Consider the following 15850-nt stretch of genomic DNA (forward strand, 5'->3'; position numbering starts at 1 on the left):
GTCAGTCTGCGTAACCAATAGTGCAGGGTGGAATGGACATCCATGGATATAATTGCTATTGTGAAAGTATAAACATGGCAACCCCGTGCTTTCCCCTCATTCATTGACTGGACGCTACATGGGCAGATTGCAAGGACATTTATCATTATTGCTGGCGGGCGCGCTGGGCGCGGCCATGCCCGCCCTGGCGGAACCGCTGACATTTAACGAAGCGCTGCAGCAGGCGGCAAAGGCGTCGGGTGCCGTGCAGGGCGCCGCGCTCGACGTGCGCGCGAAAACACTGAAGGCCGAGGCGTTGTCGAATATCGACGGCCCTTCCGTGGACTTGACGGCGTTTCGCGGCCGTTTGTCGACGGACCTGAACATCGATACGAGCGGCCTGTCCGGCGTGGTGGGCGGCATCGAGTCCGTGCTGCCATCGATTCCCGGCTTGCCCAAGCCACAGATTCCCAACTCCCTGAGCCGCGAAGTGGTGACGGACCTGACCTCGTTCGGCTTGCTGGGCATGTGGCCCATCTACACGGGCGGACGGCTGGACGCCGTCAAGGGGCTTGCATCGAGCCTGACCCTGGCCGCGCAGGCGGAGCACACGGAAGCGGAAGAACAGCTGGCCACCCTGGTGGCGCAGCGCTATTTCCAGTTGTTGCTGGCCAAGCGGGTGGTGGCCGTGCGGGCCGAAGTGACGGCCGGCGTGACGCAGCACCAGCGCGACGCGGCCAAGCTGGAAAAGGGTGGCCTGATTTCGCGCGCGGAACGCCTGCGCGCCGACGTGGCCCTGGACAGCGCCCGCAGCGAGGAAGCGCAGGCGCGCAGCGATGAGGAAATTGCCCAGGTGGCGCTTGACCGTTTGCTTGCCGTCAATACGCAAGTGCTTCCCAGCACACCGCTGTTCGTCAACAGCTTGCCGGTGGGCACCTTGCAATCGTTCATCAGCACGGGCATGCGCGAAAATGCGAACTGGAAAAAGATCGACAGCAAGCGCGTGCAGGCCGAGCAAGCCTTGAAGCTGCACGGCAAGGAATATGCGCCCACTGTGTTTGCCATCGGTAACTACAATTTGAATCGCGGCAGCGAAAAGCTCGTGCGTTCGAACTGGGCCATCGGCCTGGTCGTGTCCGTGCCGCTCGTGCACCGCATCAATACGGGCAAGATGATCGCCGCCGCCAAACTGGACCAGGAGCGGGTGGAAGTGGTGGCGCGCCAGGCCGAGCGCGACATTCCGACCCTGATCGAAAAGAACTGGCGCACGCTGGAAAACGCCCGCATCCAGTACCTGTCCACGGCCTCGTCGGTGGAACTGGCGCGCGAAAATATCCGTTTGCAAACGGTCGCCTTCCAGCAAGGACAAGTGACGTCGCTGGAAGTGGTCGATGCGCGTCTGAACCTGGCCAAGGTGGAAACCCAGCGCGCGCAGACGGCCTATAACTATGTGATGGGGCTGGCGCAATTGCTGGAAGCGACGGGCGAAACGCAGCGCCTGGGCAGCCTGGCCGCCGCGGCCGATATCCAATTACCTGTGGACAAATAATAATGAGCACCTCCAAAAAACCATTGGCAGTAGTCGCCGCTGTCATCGTCCTCGGCTTCGTGGGCTGGGGCTTGTACCAGGCGTTCCAGCCGCAGCGCCTGCCTTTGCAGGGGCAGATGGATGCGCAGGAAGTCAATGTGTCATCGAAAGTGCCGGGCAGGGTGGGGCAGCTGTACGTCAAGCTGGGCCAGACGGTGCCGAAAGGCGAGCTGCTGTTCCAGCTGACGAGTCCGGAAGTGGATGCCAAGGTTGCGCAAGCGACGGCCGCCACGCAGGCAGCCGATGCCGTGGCGCAAAAGGCGCAAGCCGGTGCGCGTCCCCGAGGAAATTGCTGCGGCGAAAGCCAATTGGGAACGGGCGCAAACGGGCGCCACCATCGCCAAGACCACGTACACCCGCGTCAACAATATGTACGAGCAAGGCGTGATTGCCCAACAGAAACGCGATGAGGCGCAAGCGCAATGGCGCGCCGCCGACCAGCTGGCGCAAGCGGCCCGCGCGCAATATGACATGGCGCAAAAAGGCGCCCGTCCGGAAGACAAGACGGCCGCCGCCGCGCAGGCGCGCCAGGTGGGCGCCGTGCTGACGGAAGCGCAGATCGCCCTGGCCGAAACGAAGATCGCCGCGCCCGTGGCCGGGCAGGTCAGCAAGATCCAGATACAACCGGGCGAACTGGCGCCGCAAGGTTTCCCGGTAATCACTTTGGTGAACCTCGACGACGCCTGGGCCGTGCTGCAGGTGCGCGAAGATGAAATGGCCGCGTTTGCCATGGGCAGCACGCATACGGCCAATGTGCCGGCCCTGAAACAGCAAGTGAGCTTCAAGGTCAGCTCAGTCGCCGTGCTGCCCGATTTTGCCACGTGGCGCGCGGCGCGCCCGGGCGGCACGGATTTGCGCACGTTTGAAATCCGGCTGCGTCCCGCCATCAAGGTCGAGGGCTTGCGTCCGGGCATGTCGGTCGTGTTTCCACCGCTCTGATACGCGATGAACGAAGCGGATAAGGGGCCGGATTCAGCGCTGGCGCGCGAGTGGGCGCGGCTGCGCGGCGATTTCTGGGACTTAGGCATGCTCAGCTGGATTCCCGTCGTGCTGTGCGGCATGCTGTGGCTGGTGTTTTCCGCCGGCATCGCGCGCGACTTGCCCATCGTCGTCATCGATAACGACAACTCCACCTTGTCGCGCCAGCTCACGCGCTGGCTCGACGCGTCGCCCGGCATCGCGGTGGCGGCGAAAGTGGCGTCCAGCGACGAAGCGCTGCATCGCTTGCGCGAACGCACGGCGTACGGCTACCTGCTGATCCCGAACGATTTCGAACAGAAACTGCTGGGCGGCCGCCAGGCCACCGTGCAATGGCTGTACAACGCGCAGTTTTCCTCGCACGCGGGCGCCTTGCTGCGCGACGTGCGCACGGTCAGCACGACCTTGTCGGCCGGCATCGAGATGACGGCGCGCGTCAAGAAGGGTATGTCGGGCGTGCAGGCGGTGGCCCAGTTCGAACCGATACGCACGACACTGAACAGTCTATACAATGAAAACACCAGCTATGAAGCATTTTTAACGTTGGCCCTGATGCCGGCCATGCTGCAGATTTTCATCGTCGTCGCCGTCGTCACGAGCATCGGACGAGAGTTGCGCGACGGCACGGTGCCCCAATGGCTGGCCTCGGCCAACGGCAGCTGGCTGCGCGCCGTCGGCGCCAAGCTGCTGTTTCCCGTGATCGCCTACTGCGCGCTGGCGCTGCTGTACTTGCTGTTCTTCAGCCTGGCGCGGGGCTGGGCCGTGGCGGGCAGCTTGCCGGCCTTGCTGCTGAGCATGCTGCTGCTGGTGCTCGCGTATTGCGGCCTGGCAACCTTGCTGATCGCCGCCACCCTGTCATTGCGCCTGGCCCTGTCCGGTGCCGCCTTCATCACGGCGCCGGCCTTCGCGTTCGCGGGCCAGGCTTTTCCCCTGATGGCCATGCCGGCGCCCGCGCGCGCCTGGGCGGAAGCCTTGCCGCTTACGCATTATCTGCAATTGCAAACGAAATACTGGCTGGCCGGCGCGCCGTGGCGTTATGGCGTGCAGGAAATACTGATCTTGGCCGGCTTTGCCATCGGCTGCGGCGCCGTGGGCATATTCCTGCTGGCGCGCCGCGCGAATGCGCCTGCTGCCTGGGGGCGCGCATGATGTGGCAATCCTTCTTCGCCACCTGGCGCGCCATGCTGACGGACAAGGGCGCGCTGACCTTGCTGTTTGTCGGCGGCATCATCTATTCCTTCTTCTATCCCTTGCCATACTCGACGGAAATCGTCCAGCGCGTGCCCGTGGCGGTCGTCGACCAGGACCGCAGCGCCATGTCGCGCCAGCTGACGCGCTTCGCCATGGCCCATCCATCGCTGCAAGTCGTGGCCGTCACGCCGGACTTGCCCGTCGCGCAGGATTTATTGTGGCGCGACCAGGTCATGGGCGTGCTGATCCTTCCCGACGGCTTGCAGACGGACGTGCTGGCCGGCCGCGCCGCCCACGCGCAGGTGGCGGGCAATGGCTTGTATTTGATGCTCAACAAGGTGGCCTTGAACGGCCTGGCCGAAGTGGTGGGCACGGTGTCGGCCGGAATCGAGCTCAAGCGTTTGGGCGCGGGCACGCCGTCCACCATCCAGGCCAACCAGCAGCGCTCGCCCATCGCCTTTGACGCCGTGCCCTTGTTTAACGTCAAGGAAGGCTATGGCGCGTATGTCGTGCCGGGCGTGGCGACCTTGATCGTGCAACAGACCTTGCTGATCGGCATGACCATGCTGTTCGGCACCTGGTATCAGCGCAAGAGCTTCCCGTTGGCAGGCCGCGCACGGCGGGCGGCTATGCGGGCATGCTGCTGGCGTTTGCCTGCGTCGCCTTTCTCAACTGCTGCTATTTCTTCGGCTTCGTCTTCTGGTTCCAGGATTACCCCCGTGGCGGCAACTTTGGCGGCATGCTGTTGCTGCTGGTGCTGTTCTCGCTGGCGGAAGCGGCCTTCGGCATGCTGCTGGGCATGCTGTTCCGCACGCGCGAACGGGGCACCCAGCTGATGATCGCCACCTCGATGCCCGTGCTGTTCCTGGCGGGCCTGACCTGGCCCGTGTCGTCCATGCCCGTCGTGCTGCAGTGGCTGCGCTGGCTGCTGCCGTCCACGGCTGGCATCCAGGGCTTTGTTGCGCTCAATCAAATGGGCGCCTCGCTGCATGAAATCCGCCATGAAGTGGCGGGCTTGCTGGCCTTGCTGCTGGCCTGCGTGGCGCTGGGCTGGTGGCGCTGGCGCAAGCTGGAGGAAACGGTTGTCGATTTGAACAAGGCGTAGTGGGAACGATATGCAATAATTTCGTTTCCCTCACGTTGCCTGTACATTATGTCAGCCTTTAACTTGTTCCAGCGTCTTTCACAAGCCCCCACCAAGCCCAAGTCCGCGCCCGTTGCGCGGCAGTTCGACGTGGCGGACCTGTACCAGGGCCCCATCGCGCTGGGAGCGGAAGGCGAGGCGCAAGCGCGGCCTTTCGATGAAAAGCTGCGCCAGGCGTATTTCTGGATCGTCAACCACGCCATCATCAGCCCCCACTACGACATCGAGTACAACGACGGCCCGTCGCAGACGTACTCCGTGGGCGACAGCCGCCGTACATTGAATTTGCCGTCGGCACAAAGCTATTCCAGTTTTATTTTGCTGCCGCTGCTGACGTTTGCCACGCGCCGAAAATGCCTGTTCGTCGGCGGGCCGGGGCGGGGCAAGACGGCCAGCGCCTTGCTGATGGGCGTGCTCGCCGGTTCCACCGTCAAGGAGGTGAAACGCGCCATGCAGCACGGCCACCCGCAGATGACGGTGGCCGATTTGCTGGGCAATCCGCTGCCGGCGGACCTGGTCAACGCGCAAAGCATGGACGATATCCGCATCGCCTGGCGCGCCTGGCTGGGCATGCGCGTGAAAATCGTCGATGAATACAACCGCATCCCCACGCGCACGCAAAGTGCGCTGCTCACCGTGATGGGCGACAATTACGCGGAAGTGCTGAACCATATCTATGAATGCCCGGAAGCGGCCTGGTATCTGACGGCCAACGACGACCAGGGCGGCGGGACCTACCAGGTAATCGAGGCGCTGCGCGACCGGGTCGACGTGACGGTGCAGGCGCTGGCCTTCAATCCGCGCTTCCTGAATGAACTGCTGCTGCGCGTGGAAGAAAACGTGCGCCCCGAAGAGCTGGTGCCACCCGATATCATCTTCACGGAAGGGGAGGTCGACCAGATCGGCGAGGCGATCCGCCAGGTGGGCATACCCGACGCCGTGCGCCGCCGCCTGGAATTCTTTGCCAGCCAGTTCGAGCTGTTCGAGACGGCCGGTGGCCAGTTCGAATACATGACCAAGGATACGGCCCGCCTTGCCGGCGCCGACCGTGGCGCCGCGCAGGCGGCCGACAATGGGCGCGACCGTTTGAAGGATCTCGGTTGCCAGACCTTGAATGGCATCTCCGTGCGCACCCTGATGGCGCTCATGATCTACGCCAAGGCCATGGCGTATTTTCGCGGCAATGGCGAGGTGGCGCTGGAAGACTTGCGCCAGGTACTGCCCTTCGTCCTGCACAACAAGCTGCAGCCGGACCCGGACGCGCCGTTTTTTTTTTCGCGCTGCCGGAAAACGCCGCCTACCGCAGCGACAGGCTGGGCTGGCTGCGCCGCCTGTTCGACCTGTCCAACGATGAATTCAACCGCCTGGACCTGGACCGCGACGATCCCGTGGGCGCGCTGTCGGCTGAATTCGACCTGGGCCTCGACGGCGTCAGCGAGCGCGAGACCCTGGCGCGCCTGAACCGCATCGAAAAGCTGATCGGCGAACGCACGAAGGGCAGAAAACTGTACGGCCCCCTGTACGACGATTTGCTGAAACTCAAATACCTGCATCAGCGCTATACGAATTACCGCAGCTGGCTGCGTTCGCAATGAGTATCCAGCATTGTCAAGGCTTCCTGGACGCGCTGGCTCTACTCAATAGTGAGGCCAGCGACCTGTGCGCGAGCTACGAATTATCACGTCTGCCCGATGCGCCGGACCTCGCCACGGCGCTGGGCTTGCGCGTCGAGGATTATGCCTTGCACGTCATCGAACCCGCACGCGACTTGCCGGCAGCCCTGTGGCACCTCCATGCGGCGCCGTGCGCGCGCGCGCAGCTGGAGCAGGTGTGCCAGCGCTGGTTTTTCTCGTCGCGGCACATGCAGGCGGCGCCGGCCGGCCGCTTCCGCGCGCAGCTGGTGGCCGCTTTCCTCGAATCGCTCGACGAGGCGCTGGGCGGTTTTTCGCCGTACGCCGTGACGATGACGCCGCCCGCCGGTTTCTGGTACGCGATCCACTGGGACGAGATCGCGTTCGAGCGTGATGGCGAGCGCTATCTGCTGCACTTTTCGCACAGCGACTGAGGTGCAACGATGATTTCTCCTGCCTTTGCTTCGATCCTTGCCAGCGGCCGCGCCCAGTTCAATGCGCGCGCACTGGAAGCGCGCCGGCGCTTTCCCGCGCTCGACATGGCTGCTTTTTCCGCCTTTTTGCGCGACGGCGTCGATCCGCTGATAGTCGCCGTGGCCGCCGCCGCGCCCGAGCGCGTGGGCGGCGCGACTCTGGCCGCCTACGACACGGCTTTGGAACTGGTGGGCCACGGCCTGGCCGGTCCGGCCGCGAAAAACCCGTTCCTGAACACCGTCTGGCGCGAGCTGGCGCCGCAGTTTGCGCCGCTGCTGGCGGCGGCGCCCGTCGATGTGCTTGGCATGCTCAGCAACGCCGCCATCCACATCGCCTCCGTGGCGGGCGCGCGTCCCGCGCAGTGGCAGCGCGAGCTGGCCGCCCTGGCGCCGCAGATCGCCACGCTGGCGCAGCTGCGCGCAGTGGGCCAGGTGCTGGCCTGGCGCGCGGGCGTTGCGCATTTCCGCCTGGGCGCGCTGGCTGCCGCCGATACCTTGCCGCCCGCCTTGGCGCTGGCCGCCTTCGATGAACCCGGTGCGCAATGGCCGCAGGTGCATGCGCAGTTGCTGGGCAATCCGTGGCGCGGCAATACGGAGGGCAGGGAGTTCGGCAGCTTCACAGGCCTCGGCGGCGCTTTCGGCACGCCGCCGCAGGTGCGCGCCACGCTGGATGGATTTGTCGTGCGCAGCGCCGAGCGCCATTACCTGCTGGTGGCCGACGCCTATGGCGCCGTGCTGCATGGCGCCACGGCGCAGGAGTTTGAGCAGGCGCAAACGGGCATGCCGGCGTCCGTGCGCGTGGATGGCGCCAGCGTGCAGATTGGCGCGCGCCGCATCGAACTCGATGTGCCGGCCGGCGACATCGCCCTTGCCGCCAATGCGCACACGCTGGCCGTCACCTCGCCCTGGACGCATGCGATTCGCCTGCTGCCGCTCGCATGAAGAAGGATGCCGACACCGCGCTGATCGACGCCTGGCGCGCCGCCTGGCCCGAGGCCCTGGCCGTATGGAGCAAATTTACGCGCCTGCGCGACCCCAGCCTGTGCGCCAGCCGCGTCGAGGCCAGCAAGCAGGGCTTGTCCGGCAGCTTCGCCATGATCCGTTTGCTGGACCAGAGCGTGGTGGTGGACTTGCCGCTGGTGGCGGAGCTGGGGCTGGACGACTATGCGCTGGAAATCCTCGCGCATGAAATCGGCCACCATATCCTCGCGCCGGGCAGCGCCGGCGACCAGTTCCGCCTGCTGGCGCGCATGCGCCGCGCCTTGCCCACGCTGGAACAGCACGCGCCCATGGTGGCCAATCTGTACACGGACCTGTTCATCAACGACCGCTTGCAGCGCCAGGCGAATCTGCGCATGGCCGACATCTCTACCGCAAGCTGCAGCAGGGGCGCACGGTGGAAGCGCGCGCCAAGGGCAGCGGCGGCGTATGGACCTTGTACATGCTCATCTATGAAAACCTGTGGCAGCTGGAAAAGGGAGAGCTGGGCGGAGCAGGGGCTGAGAACGAGGCGGACGAACGCCTGGACACGGATGCCTGGCTGGGCGCGCGCCTGATACGCGTGTATGCGAACGACTGGATGCTGGCGGCGGGCCGCTTCGCCACCTTGCTGCTGCCCTACCTGGTCGACGATACGGATGCCTTGAGCCCGAGCCGCTATCTGCAGGACACGCGCGACGCGGCCCGTGGCTGCCAGACGTATGGCGCGCAGCAGATCGAGGATGACGAGGAGGGCGGCGCCATCCACCCGGTGCACGACAAGCGCATTTCCGGCCTCGATGGCGAGGAGCCTGCCGCCGAACCTGCGACCGAGGCGCCGGCCAGGCCCAGCGGCGGCCAGCTGCGCGAACCGTTCGAGCTGGGCGACATTTTGAAGGCCTCGGGCATCGATCTGAGCGACCATGAAATCGCCATCCGCTACTACCGCGAGCGGGCCTTGCCGCATCTGGTGGCGTTTCCCAGCCGCCCCGCGCCCGAGTCGCAGGAGCCGCAGATGGAGGGACTGGAGCCGTGGGAAATCGGCGATCCGCTGGAAGACATCGACTGGCTGCAGTCCGTGATGCAGTCGCCGCGCCCCGTGCCGGGCGTGACGACCGTGCGCCGCGTGTACGGCCGCGAACCGGCGCGCGCCATCGACGCGGTGCCCGTCGACCTGGACATGTATGTGGACAGTTCCGGCTCCATGCCGAATCCGCAGGCGCACACCTCGTTCCTGACCCTGGCCGGCGCCGTCATCGCCCTGTCGGCCCTGCGCGCCGGCGCGAAAGTGCAGGTGACCCTGTGGAGCGGCAAGAAGGAGGTGATGCAGACGCCCGGTTTCGTGCGCGACGAAGACCTGATCCTGGGCGTGCTGACGGAATTTTTTGGCGGCGGCACCTGTTTCCCCATCCATTGTCTGCGCAAGACCTATGCGGGCAAGCGCGAACGGCCCGCGCACATCCTGATGATTTCCGACGATGGCATCACCACCATGTTCGACAAGGATGAACTGGGCAACAGCGGCTGGGATATCTCGGCGAAAGCGCTGGCCCAGGGCGGCGCGGGCGGCACCATGGCCCTGAACCTGGAGCGCGACTGGGAAGGCGCAGCGAGCCACAAGTGGCTGCAGCAGACCTATGACGATTTGAAACGCGCGCGCCGCGAGCAGGGCTGGGATATCCACGCCGTCGAGCGCTACGAGGACTTGCTGGACTTTGCGCGGGCGTTCAGCCGGCGCCACTATATACAACCATGACATGCAGACTCCCGGACCCCACCTCGAAACTCTGACCCACCGCCTGGCCGACACGCCCGCCGAATTCCTCGCCGAGCCCCGCATCGCCGGTGTCGCCAATGCCCAGGCCGTGGCGGTTGCCGCGCTGGTCAACGACATTTTGCTGCTGCATGGCGCGCGCGCGCCGGCCGCGTCACTGCAGGGTTTTATCGGCGCGCAAGTGAAGGCGGACCGCAACCGGCTGGCGCTGGCCATGATCCTGTGCTGGCTGCTGGCCGACGACTGGTTCACCGCGCAGCAGCTGCCGCAGCCAGCCTTGCTGCAGGTACTGGGCGAGGCGGCACGCGAACTGGCTGCCAGTACGCCGGCGCACCAGTTCACGCAAGACCCGGAGCGGCGCGAGGAACTGGCGCGCATCGTGCTGGCGCGCCTGGGCTTTCGGCCCCGCGACGAAAGCGTGGCGCAGGCCACGGACAGGTTGTCCGCCATCAGCGGCACGGAGCGCCGCCGCCTGCTTGAAGCGAGCCGGCTGGCCGAGCAGCGCGCGCGGGAAATCCGCGAGGCGCTGGCGAAGAAGGCGGCCGAGGAATCGGCCGACAAGTGGTCGCGCGAATGACGCTCGCTGTCAAACCTGACGTCAACCTGCCGGGCGGCGCCTGGGAATCGGACCGCGATTACTGCCCCACGTTGACGCCGGCGGGTGCGCGCATGCTGGACAAGCTGCGCAGCCATCCTTGCGCGCCCATGTACCGCAACCGCAGCGGCAACAAGCTGCAGGCGGCGGAAGTCGGCGCCCTGCGCGCATATGAACGCGAAGTGATGGACGCGGCGATCGGCTGGAGCGCCGCTGCGCCGCCGCCCTGGCTGGCGGATTTTCTCAGGGCGACCTACGCCACGGTGCCGCATTACCGCGCCTGCGGCTCGCCCCCCGCGCGCCTTGCGGACGTGGCGCCCATCAGCCGCGCCGAACTGGCGCACGATATCGCCGCCTTCGTGCCCGACGATGCGGATCTGGTGCGCATGATCAATTTCCAGACGACGGGCACCACGGGCCACCCCTTGCTGATCGCCTCGCACCCGCTGGTGGCGGGGCGCTACCTGGCCTTCCACAAGCGCGCGCTGCGCCGCTTCGGCGTCACCCTGCGCCATGGCGCGGGCCAGGTGGGTGTGATGCTGCTGGGGCACCAGCGCCGCTGCTTCACCTATGTCTCCGTCACGCCGACGATGCACGAATCGGGCCTGGCGAAGATCAACCTGCACGTGGACGACTGGCGCGACCCGGACGACCGCGCGCGCTACCTGGACGCCATGGCGCCCGAGCTGATCGCGGGCGACCCCATCTCGTTCGCCGAGCTGCTGACCGTGCCCATGACGCACAAGCCGGCCGCGCTGCTGTCCGTCTCGATGATGCTGTTGCCCGGCATGCGCGCGCGCCTGGAAGCGGCGTTCGGCTGCCCCGTGCTCGACATCTATTCGCTCAATGAAGTGGGGCCTGTGGCCGTGTACGACGAGCGGGCCGGCGGCCACGTGCTGCTGCAGCACCGGCTGTACGTGGAAATCCTCGACGCGGATGGCCGTCCCGTGCCTGATGGAGTCCGTGGCGAGATCACCGTGACGGGCGGTTTCAATTTTTGCCTGCCCCTCGTGCGCTACCGCACGGGCGACTACGCTTCGCTTCGCTGGCGCATGGACCAGACGGTCCCGTGCTGGTGGGTCTGGCTGGCCGCAGCCCTCTGCGCTACAGGACGGTCAACGGCGCATGGATCAACAATATCGACATCACGCACGCCCTGAAACCGCTGGCCATCGCCCTGTTCGGCGTGCACCAGCATGGCGACGGCGCCGTCGCGCTGCGCCTGGCGCCGGGCGCCATGCCGCAGGCTGACAGGGCGCGCGCCTTGCTGGCGCCTTTTTTCGGCGACATCGCGGTCGAGACCTTGCTGGCGGAAGACAAGATCATTCAATACACCTCGGATTTACGGGAAGCGGCAGTATGAGCAGATACAAGCGGGGCCTGGTAGTGGGAAAATTCTGTCCGCTGCACCTGGGCCATGAACTATTGATACAGCGCGCCACGGACGGGTGCGAGGAACTGCTGGTGGTCAGCTACACCAGGCCCGAATTTCCAGGCCTGGAACCGGCGCGCCGGGAAGCCTGGCTGCGCGCGCGGTTTCCGCAGGCGCATATCGTGGTGCTCGACGATGCACGGCTGGCCGCCCTGTGCGCGGCGCGCGGCGTGCCAGCACGCCTTTTGCCGCACAACGACGACGACGGCGAACTGCACCGCCACTTCATGGGCTGGCTGTGCTGGACGGTGCTGTGCTTGCCCGTCGACGCCGTCTTCACCAGCGAAGACTACGGCCCTGGCTTTGCGCGCGTGCTGGAACGGCATTATGCGGTGGGCGCGGTGGCGCACGTGAGCGTGGACCAGGCGAGGTCCCTGGTGCCCGTGTCCGGCACCCTCGTGCGGCAAGACCCGCAGGCGCACGGCGCCTTTTTGTCGCCCGTCGTGCGCGCCGATTTTGTGACGCGTGTGTGCGTGCTGGGCGGCGAATCGAGCGGCAAGACGACCCTGGCGCAAGCGCTGGCGGCGCATTTCGATACCGGCTGGGTGGCCGAATATGGCCGCGAACTGTGGGAAAGCCAGGATGGCATCTTGCACTATGACGATCTGCTCAGGATCGGCCGGGAACAGCTGCGCCGCGAAGCGCAGGCGGCCATGGCCGCGCGGCGCTGGCTGTTTTGCGATACCTCGCCCATGACCACGTATTTTTACTGCGTCGAGATGTTCGGCAGGGCCGAGCAGGAACTGGCGCAGCTGGCCGAACACCGCTACGACCTGGTGCTGCTGTGCGCCCCCGATTTCCCCTTCATCCAGGACGGCACGCGCCGCGACGGGGAGTTCCGCGCGCGCCAGCATGCGTGGTACCAGGCCGAGCTGGCGCGGCGGGGGATCGCTTTTATCGATGTATCTGGTGCTGTGGACGACAGGGTCAGGCAGGTGGCGAAGGTGCTGGTGGCGCAAACGCGGCACCCGCCATGGCCGACGGCATGACGATGCATGCAGGGGACTGGCCGGGTCGCCGGCAAAAAAAAATGCCGTCCAGTGTGAACTGAACGGCATTTGCTCGCAGGCGAGGATTGTCAGCGGTGGCAGTCCGGAGACTGCCACTTGAAATCGGCGATTATTTAAACTTGTAGCGTGCGTTCAAGTAAATATAGCGGCCGACGATATCGTTCATCGCATTGACGTAGGTATCGACATACGCACTGTTCGAGTACACGGTACCTTTGTCGAACATATTGTTGACGCCGAAACTCACATCCAGGTCTTTGACGGGCTTGAAGTGGATATTCATGTCCCACGCCGTGTACGAGCCAATACGCTTGTTGGTAATGGCAGCGTCCTGCAGTTTCGTCGGATCGTCAATATTCTTCGTGCTGGAGTACGTACGGGCGGTCAGAGCCACTTCCTTGTCATCGCGCTCGAAGCCGATACGCAGTGTGTTCGACCATTTTGGATGGTAAGTGCCGTCCAGGCGGTCGGTCGGCTCGGCGCCCGGCGCGATGCTTTGCTCATACTTCAAATTGTAGCTATTGGACTCGCGCAGTTTCACGGTGCCGTAATCACCCACTTTGAATGAGTACTTCACATCCAGATCCAGGCCCTGCGACATTTGTTTTGCCAACGTTTTGGAAAGGCAGTTTCATGTCCTTGATACGGCCTTTGTTCAAACCGGGATTATTCGCTTCCAGCACGGGATTGCGCGGATCGCGGCCGATCAGTTCCGCGAAGCCGGGAATCGTGTCTTCATGATCGAGCACGTATTGCGCATCCAGGGTCTGGATCGTGTCCTTTTGACGCACGCTATACCAATCCAGCGATGCCGACAGGTCCTTGATCGGCTGCAAGACGATACCCAAGGAGAAGTTCTTCGCCTTTTCCGCCTTCAGGTCAGGATTGCCGGACAGGTAAACCTTGGGACCGTAGGAGCATTGCACGCCCGTGTAACCCAGCGGTCCGCAACGCGCCCAGTCGGCCACGGTGGCGTAGCCGGTGGTGGTCGAGGCGACCTCCGGCAGGGTCGGTGCCTTGAACGAGGTCGTGGCCGAACCGCGCAACATCACTTGCTGGTTCGGACGCCATGCGAGCGCGACTTTCGGGTATTATAGGAATTGCCGAAATCGCTGTAATGGTCGCCGCGCAGCGCCAATTGCATTTCAACCTGCTTGGCGATTGGTACGTTCAACTCGCCGTATATGGAATACACCGTGCGGCTGGCCTTGCTGCTGGTTGCGCCAAAGTTGACGATGTTGCCCGCTTTCATCTGTGGATCGGCGACGTCGTCGATCGACTCGTGGCTGCCCTGCAAGCCCCAGGCGAAGCCAACTGGCTCGCCGCCCAGCGTGAACAATTCAGGCGTGCTCATCTTCCATTCGGCGCTGCTCAGCTTGGAGGTTGAGCGGTGCGAAGTTGTTGTCAGGAAAGGCAAGTAGGCGCTTTCCGGATTATTCAAGACAAAGGGATCGTAGCCACCCGCTTTGCCCAGCAAGCCGGCTTGCAAGGCCGCCGTCGACTTGTCCAGCAACGATTGCTTGTCGGCATCGTCGCTCAGCTTGTTCTGGTTCAGGCTGATTGCACCTTCGCTATCCCATTTGCCCAGCGTACCGCGCCAGCCGCCGACCACGCGCGTGGTTTTGCTGGTGACCTTCGAGGTCCGCTTGCCGGCCTCGTAGACGCTGCGGAAAACCTGCACCTGATCGCCGGGCATGAAGCCGTTCACGGTGCCATCGCTGCCGTCCGGCAGCGTCGCCAGACCGGGGTTGGTCGAGCCGGCCGTCCGGTAGTTGGCGCTGCTAAAGTTCGGGGAGCCACCGATAAAGGTCGACGAGTTCTGGGTGTAGGCGGCTTCCAGGAACAATTCATCGGTGCTGTTGAGGCGCTGCGTGAAAATGGAAGAAATACCGGCGCGCTCCTGCTTCGGCGTCAGGTTCGAAGCCGGATTGGTGAAGCAGACATTGTCTCCGGTGCTGGAGACACCCACCGTACCCTGGCAACCTGGGATCACATAACCCTTGTCGCCACTGCTCTGGTTGCGGATCCAGCCCATGTACTCGTTGGTCCTGCGCTTGTCGGAGCCGCCGAACTTGCGGAAATCGTTCGCCGCCAGGTTCGAATGCTTGTTCGACACCAGCGGATTGCGGCGGTACAAGTCCAGCGTCAACAGCAGGTTGCGCCCATCCTTCTCCAGATCGCCCCAACCTGAGGTCAGGCTGACGTTGCCGGTCTCGCCGTCGCCCTGCTGGTTGGCGCCGATGTTTGCAGTACCCTCTACGCCCTGGTAGTTGGTGCGGGTCTTGAAGTTGATTACGCCAGCGACGGCGTCGGAGCCATAAATAGCCGAAGCGCCATCGCGCAGGATTTCTACCGACTCGATGGCCGACAAAGGCAGGCTGTTCAAGTCAACGAAGGAATTCTCCGCGCCGATCGCAAAGCCGTAGTTGGCCAGGCGGCGGCCATTCAGCAAAATCAGCGTGTACTTGGAGTCGAGGCCACGCAAGGCGGCCGACGAGGCACCGGAGGCGAAGGTGGAACTACTGTTGCCGTCGAGGGAGACGGAGATCGATGGCAGTTTGCTTAACAATTCGATCACGGTGGAGGCACCGACTTGGCGATGTCGGCGCGCTTGACGACCTCGATTGGGGTCGGGCCTTCCATGTCGACGCGCGAAATATTCGAACCCGTGACGACGACGCGCTGAATCTTATCGTTGGCGACGTCGGCTTGCTGCGCTTGCACTTGACTGGCGATGAGAATGGTTCCTGCCATGACGCTCAACGCGATTTTAACCGCATGAACGCTCTTTTTTTCTTGAAAAATCATATTCTCCGAGCCTTGATAAATAGTTGATTGCATTTAATAAACAACAAAATTCAAGCCGCCGGTATCATTGAACGATCCGTTACTGAAATTATTGTTGCTTGGTTTTTGCCGAGAAGCTCATGGATGGACTTTAGATAGTCTTTTCCATAAGGCTTAGTTAACTATACAACTTCGGACTGGCTGCGTTTTGCATAATGTTGCTTATAAACAACGAAAACAATATATATATTTAGGCAATATTTTTCGGTATGAATGAATTCCTCGCCTGG

General features: G+C 63.9%; 18 protein-coding genes and 1 pseudogene. 15 read left to right on the forward strand and 4 right to left on the reverse strand.

The genetic code is table 11. The annotated features are described in order from the left end of the window. Nucleotides 1-118: 118 nt before the first annotated feature. From ACQVLG_RS18755 to ACQVLG_RS18825, 15 genes and pseudogenes are all read left to right on the forward strand, one after another. Entirely contained in the window at nucleotides 119-1528 is a 1410-nt protein-coding gene (locus ACQVLG_RS18755) for a TolC family protein (protein ID WP_474290582.1), read from the forward strand. 309 nt (nucleotides 1529-1837) lie between these two features. Continuing rightward, a complete protein-coding gene (locus tag ACQVLG_RS18760) occupies nucleotides 1838-2506 on the forward strand; it encodes an HlyD family secretion protein (RefSeq protein ID WP_474290584.1) in 669 nt (222 codons plus the stop codon). Nucleotides 2507-2512: 6 nt separating this feature from the next. Continuing rightward, entirely contained in the window at nucleotides 2513-3694 is a 1182-nt protein-coding gene (locus ACQVLG_RS18765) for an ABC transporter permease (RefSeq protein ID WP_474290585.1), read from the forward strand. A 32-nt stretch (nucleotides 3695-3726) separates the two neighbouring features. After that, nucleotides 3727-4245 (forward strand): annotated as a pseudogene (locus tag ACQVLG_RS18770) (ABC transporter permease); the annotation flags it as partial. Between the two features lie 128 nt (nucleotides 4246-4373). Beyond that, the gene (locus tag ACQVLG_RS18775; protein ID WP_474290586.1) at nucleotides 4374-4841 is read left to right on the forward strand and encodes an ABC transporter permease; all 468 of its coding nucleotides are present in this window, start codon (nucleotides 4374-4376) and stop codon (nucleotides 4839-4841) included. A 48-nt stretch (nucleotides 4842-4889) separates the two neighbouring features. Then, nucleotides 4890-6341 (forward strand): AAA family ATPase, encoded by a 1452-nt coding sequence (locus ACQVLG_RS18780; protein ID WP_474290587.1) that lies wholly within the window; start codon nucleotides 4890-4892, stop codon nucleotides 6339-6341. After that, entirely contained in the window at nucleotides 6269-6475 is a 207-nt protein-coding gene (locus tag ACQVLG_RS18785) for a hypothetical protein (RefSeq protein WP_474290588.1), read from the forward strand. Before ACQVLG_RS18780 ends, ACQVLG_RS18785 begins: the two co-directional genes overlap by 73 nt. Further along, nucleotides 6472-6945, forward strand: a complete 474-nt coding sequence (locus ACQVLG_RS18790; RefSeq protein ID WP_474290589.1) for a hypothetical protein — start codon at nucleotides 6472-6474, stop codon at nucleotides 6943-6945. The genes ACQVLG_RS18785 and ACQVLG_RS18790 overlap by 4 nt, the downstream gene beginning before the upstream one ends. Before the next feature lie 9 nt (nucleotides 6946-6954). Beyond that, complete coding sequence (locus tag ACQVLG_RS18795; protein WP_474290590.1) at nucleotides 6955-7926, forward strand: hypothetical protein; 972 nt, start codon at nucleotides 6955-6957, stop codon at nucleotides 7924-7926. Further along, nucleotides 7923-8540, forward strand: a complete 618-nt coding sequence (locus ACQVLG_RS18800) for a hypothetical protein (protein WP_474290591.1) — start codon at nucleotides 7923-7925, stop codon at nucleotides 8538-8540. Before ACQVLG_RS18795 ends, ACQVLG_RS18800 begins: the two co-directional genes overlap by 4 nt. Next, on the forward strand, nucleotides 8426-9718 hold the full coding sequence (locus tag ACQVLG_RS18805) for a vWA domain-containing protein (RefSeq protein WP_474290593.1): 1293 nt from the start codon (nucleotides 8426-8428) through the stop codon (nucleotides 9716-9718). Before ACQVLG_RS18800 ends, ACQVLG_RS18805 begins: the two co-directional genes overlap by 115 nt. Nucleotide 9719: 1 nt before the next feature. Then, nucleotides 9720-10313: a hypothetical protein gene (locus ACQVLG_RS18810; RefSeq protein ID WP_474290594.1), complete on the forward strand. Its 594-nt coding sequence runs from the start codon at nucleotides 9720-9722 to the stop codon at nucleotides 10311-10313. Next, nucleotides 10310-11491: an AMP-binding protein gene (locus ACQVLG_RS18815; RefSeq protein ID WP_474290595.1), complete on the forward strand. Its 1182-nt coding sequence runs from the start codon at nucleotides 10310-10312 to the stop codon at nucleotides 11489-11491. The genes ACQVLG_RS18810 and ACQVLG_RS18815 overlap by 4 nt, the downstream gene beginning before the upstream one ends. After that, nucleotides 11401-11694, forward strand: coding sequence for a hypothetical protein (locus ACQVLG_RS18820; protein ID WP_474290596.1), 294 nt, complete (start codon nucleotides 11401-11403; stop codon nucleotides 11692-11694). Before ACQVLG_RS18815 ends, ACQVLG_RS18820 begins: the two co-directional genes overlap by 91 nt. Next, nucleotides 11691-12752, forward strand: coding sequence for an AAA family ATPase (locus ACQVLG_RS18825; protein ID WP_474290597.1), 1062 nt, complete (start codon nucleotides 11691-11693; stop codon nucleotides 12750-12752). The genes ACQVLG_RS18820 and ACQVLG_RS18825 overlap by 4 nt, the downstream gene beginning before the upstream one ends. A gap of 130 nt (nucleotides 12753-12882) precedes the next feature. Here ACQVLG_RS18825 and ACQVLG_RS18830 read toward each other — a convergent pair whose 3' ends face one another. From ACQVLG_RS18830 to ACQVLG_RS18845, 4 genes are read right to left on the reverse strand one after another with little or no spacing between them, the layout of a single operon-like run. Further along, nucleotides 12883-13350: a hypothetical protein gene (locus ACQVLG_RS18830; RefSeq protein ID WP_474290598.1), complete on the reverse strand. Its 468-nt coding sequence runs from the start codon at nucleotides 13348-13350 to the stop codon at nucleotides 12883-12885. Further along, the gene (locus tag ACQVLG_RS18835; protein ID WP_474290599.1) at nucleotides 13325-13822 is read right to left on the reverse strand and encodes a TonB-dependent receptor domain-containing protein; all 498 of its coding nucleotides are present in this window, start codon (nucleotides 13820-13822) and stop codon (nucleotides 13325-13327) included. The genes ACQVLG_RS18830 and ACQVLG_RS18835 overlap by 26 nt, the downstream gene beginning before the upstream one ends. Beyond that, entirely contained in the window at nucleotides 13822-15351 is a 1530-nt protein-coding gene (locus tag ACQVLG_RS18840) for a TonB-dependent receptor plug domain-containing protein (protein WP_474290600.1), read from the reverse strand. The genes ACQVLG_RS18835 and ACQVLG_RS18840 overlap by 1 nt, the downstream gene beginning before the upstream one ends. Beyond that, nucleotides 15348-15581 carry a hypothetical protein gene (locus tag ACQVLG_RS18845; protein ID WP_474290601.1) on the reverse strand — a complete coding sequence of 78 codons (234 nt, stop codon included), beginning with the start codon at nucleotides 15579-15581 and terminating at the stop codon, nucleotides 15348-15350. Before ACQVLG_RS18845 ends, ACQVLG_RS18840 begins: the two co-directional genes overlap by 4 nt. Nucleotides 15582-15850 lie beyond the last annotated feature (269 nt).

Source organism: Janthinobacterium sp. TPC_1, assembly GCF_056037845.1.